Annotated in this window: 4 protein-coding genes; 2 read left to right on the top strand and 2 right to left on the bottom strand. The window is 68.7% G+C overall.

All coding sequences use genetic code 11. The features are described from left to right. Positions 1-149: 149 nt before the first annotated feature. A complete protein-coding gene (locus tag ACFQEU_RS13710; protein WP_379783061.1) occupies positions 150-872 on the bottom strand; it encodes a PHP domain-containing protein in 723 nt (240 codons plus the stop codon). Between the two features lie 118 nt (positions 873-990). Between ACFQEU_RS13710 and ACFQEU_RS13705 the strand changes: the two genes are divergently transcribed. Continuing rightward, the gene (locus tag ACFQEU_RS13705; RefSeq protein ID WP_379783059.1) at positions 991-1,377 is read left to right on the top strand and encodes a hypothetical protein; all 387 of its coding nucleotides are present in this window, start codon (positions 991-993) and stop codon (positions 1,375-1,377) included. A 37-nt stretch (positions 1,378-1,414) separates the two neighbouring features. Here ACFQEU_RS13705 and ACFQEU_RS13700 read toward each other — a convergent pair whose 3' ends face one another. Beyond that, positions 1,415-2,167, bottom strand: a complete 753-nt coding sequence (locus ACFQEU_RS13700; RefSeq protein ID WP_379783057.1) for a cadmium resistance transporter — start codon at positions 2,165-2,167, stop codon at positions 1,415-1,417. Between the two features lie 336 nt (positions 2,168-2,503). On the opposite strand from ACFQEU_RS13700, the gene ACFQEU_RS13695 reads away from it, so the two are divergent. Next, positions 2,504-2,968, top strand: coding sequence for a 30S ribosomal protein S15 (locus ACFQEU_RS13695; RefSeq protein WP_379783055.1), 465 nt, complete (start codon positions 2,504-2,506; stop codon positions 2,966-2,968). Positions 2,969-3,119 lie beyond the last annotated feature (151 nt).

The following is a 3,119-nucleotide window of genomic DNA, read 5'->3' as shown; positions in this document are numbered from 1 at the left end:
CGAACCCGCAGGTGCCGGGGAGCGGATCGCGGTCACGGAGGGCGTTGCCGACGAGCGTCGGAGTCGCCCCGCGGATGTCGTCTCCGTTGTCCGTCCCACCGACGTCGTCCGCGCCGCCTGGGTCGCTCATGTCGTCCGCATCACCGCTGTCAGTCATCCCGATCGGGCCGGTCACGGGTCGGTCCCGCCCGTCGGAGTCGGTCGACGGCGCGGAACGCTCGGCGTTTCGCCCCGCCGGCAAACTGGCGGATCGAGACGCGCCACGGCGTCCGCTTCCCGACGACGCTGGTCCGGCCGTCGGCGATCGCGGAGAGGATCGCCTCGGCGGAGCGCTCGTCCGCGCCGACCTCAGTGACGGCCTGACCGACCATCTCGGAGATGTGCGCGTCGCTGCCGGCGGTCATCGGGAGGTTCCGGCGGATCGCGAACTTCTCCGCTTGCCGGTTCGAGCGCCCGGTGAACAGCCGGGAGTTGTACACCTCGATGGCGTCCGCGCTCGCGAGCTGCTCGTCGGAGATATGCGCGGCGACGCCGTGTCTCGACTTCTGGAACGGGTGGGGGACCACCGCAACCCCGTCCTGATCGTGGATCCGGTCGAGCGTCTCGTCGAAGGGGAGCCCGGGTTCGATCGCCTCGTCGATGCCGAACGCGAGCACGTGGCCGGCCGCACAGGTCACTTCCATGCCAACGATACCGACGAGTCCGTAGTCGGGGGCCAGCTCGGCCGCCTCGATACTGGCGTCGATCTCGTCGTGGTCCGTGACGGCGAGCGCGTCGAGCCCGACCGCGGCCGCCTGCTCCAAGAGGAGCTCGACCGGGTCGCGCCCGTCGTGGGACAGCGCGGAATGGGTATGCAGCTCGACCGATAGCACGACTTATCGTTGGCGGGTAGCGGTGAAAAGCGGCCCGGTACGACCCGCGAGAGCGAGCGCAACGGTACCGCGCGAGGACGGCCGAAGACTGATACGGTTCAACCCGAGACGCGTGAGTATGGTCTCTCGCGACACGAAGGTCCACCTCGGAACCGTCGGGATCACCTTCCTCGTCCTCCTCGGCGTCCAGTCCGCCGGGCTGCTACCGGAGTCCAGGTCCGCGATCAGCGTCGTCGCACTGGTTTCGTACGGCGCGATCTTCGGCGGGGCACACCTCTATCTCGCGATCCGCGACGACGACGGGATGGTGCCGGCGGCGGCGCGGTGGCGGTACGTCGCGACTCTCGCGGTCGTACTCTCGGCAGGGGTCGCCTACATCGTCGCCGGTGGCGTTGCGGTCGGGCCGGTCACCGTCGGGACGATCGCGCTCGGCGTCGCCGGCGTCGCGGCGGCCGTGTACCTCGTCGCCGAATCGATCGACGCGTACCGCGCGAGCAGTATATAAGACGGGATCGGTAGCACGCCGTGGGGGTCGGTCGGTTTCACGCCGCGAGCCACCCGGAGACGAGGACGTAGCCACCGACGAACACCAGAACGGTCGGGACGATCCACCGATCGATCCACGTCGGATGATCGGTGTCGCCGGCGAGGTGTGCTCCGCCAAGCGCGACGAGGAACAGGACGGCGGCGGCGAGCAGATAGACGGCCACGACGACGAGCCGCTCTATCGGTGCCAACCCGGCGAAGAACGGGACGTACACCGCCAGGTTCTCACCGTTCAAGCCGAGAGCCGTGACGGAGACGACGCCGATCCGTCCCCGGCGGCTCGGCTGTCTGCTAGTCCCGGCCGTCGAACTCGGTTCGCCCGGTTCGTCCGGTTCGTCCGGTTCGTCCAGTTCGTCCGGTTCGTCCGGTTCGTCCGGTTCGTCCGGTTCGTCCAGTTCGTCCGGTTCGTCCGGTTCGTCCGGTTCGTCCGGTTCGCCTGGGCCGACCGAGGCACCGAAGTCCCCTGGGGCGCTCGGGGCGCCCGTCTCCGGTCGTCGCCGAACCAGCCCCCAGATCCCGAGTCCGAGCGGGACGACCCCGAGCAGGAACGCCCCGCCCCGTAGCAGCTCGGCCGCGAGGGCTCCCCCGACGACGGCCGCGGCCAAGCCGACGACGACGCCGACGGTGTACCCGATCAGGATCTCGATGGTCGCGTACGCGTCGTCGAGACGGAACGCGATCGTCACGAGCAGGATGTCGAGGTTGGTCAGGACGAACAACCCGATCGCGACGGTGAGAAACGACTCCACGGCTGAACGCCGGGTGGCCGGAAGCAAAACAGTTCGCACCTTGGACGTGGGTCGGACGCGAGTGTTTCACGCGGCGTACGGACAAGAACACGCTTAAGAGGGGCGACGGCGAGGTGTTCGATGGGAACAGCACAGCTGCGGATCCGACGCGCCGGGGTCTGTTCGCCCACGGCTTGGGAACGTAGCAGTGCACCGTCGTCTCCGACGGCGCGACCACGCCGGCCCGCAACGCGCGGGCCGACAGGCCGGGAGCCGCTCGTCCGACGAGCGCCCCGAAGGTCGCGTCGCGCGGCGGCGCGGTCACGTCTCGCGGTTGTGCCGTTCCAATTTCACACAATGGCACGAATGCACACGCGCCGTCGCGGTTCGTCCGGTTCGGACAAGCCGGCGACGGACGAGAACCCGGAGTGGAGCGACGTCGACGCCGAGGACATCGAGTCCCGCGTCGTCGAACTGGCGGAACAGGGTCACGACCCCAGCGTCATCGGACTCAAACTCCGTGACGAGGGCGTCAAAGGCACCCCGATCCCGGACGTCAAGCTGGCGACCGGCAAGAAGGTCACCGAGATCCTCGAGGAGCACGACGCTCGCAAGGATCTCCCGGAGGACCTGCGTAACCTGCTCGCCCGCGCGGTTCGCCTGCGCGAGCACATGGCCGAGAACGGCCAGGACTACCAGAACAAGCGCGCGCTCCAGAACACGGAGTCGAAGATCCGCCGCCTGGTGAACTACTACCGCGGCGACGAGCTCGACGAGGAGTTCACGTACACCTACGAGAACGCCGTCGAGCTGTTAGAATAACGCGACCGAACGGAATCGAGGCCGAACCCCGACCGTGACCGAAACCGAAACCACGACCACCACGCCCACGCCCGACGCGCTCGCCAGCGTCCTCGCCGACGCGCCGTTCGTTCGGCTCGTCGCCGCGGACGACGGGGACAGCGTCGCGGCC

Source organism: Halorubrum tibetense (assembly GCF_042661865.1).
In the GTDB taxonomy this organism is placed as follows: domain Archaea; phylum Halobacteriota; class Halobacteria; order Halobacteriales; family Haloferacaceae; genus Halorubrum; species Halorubrum tibetense.
This window is presented reverse-complemented; position numbering and strand designations above follow the sequence as displayed.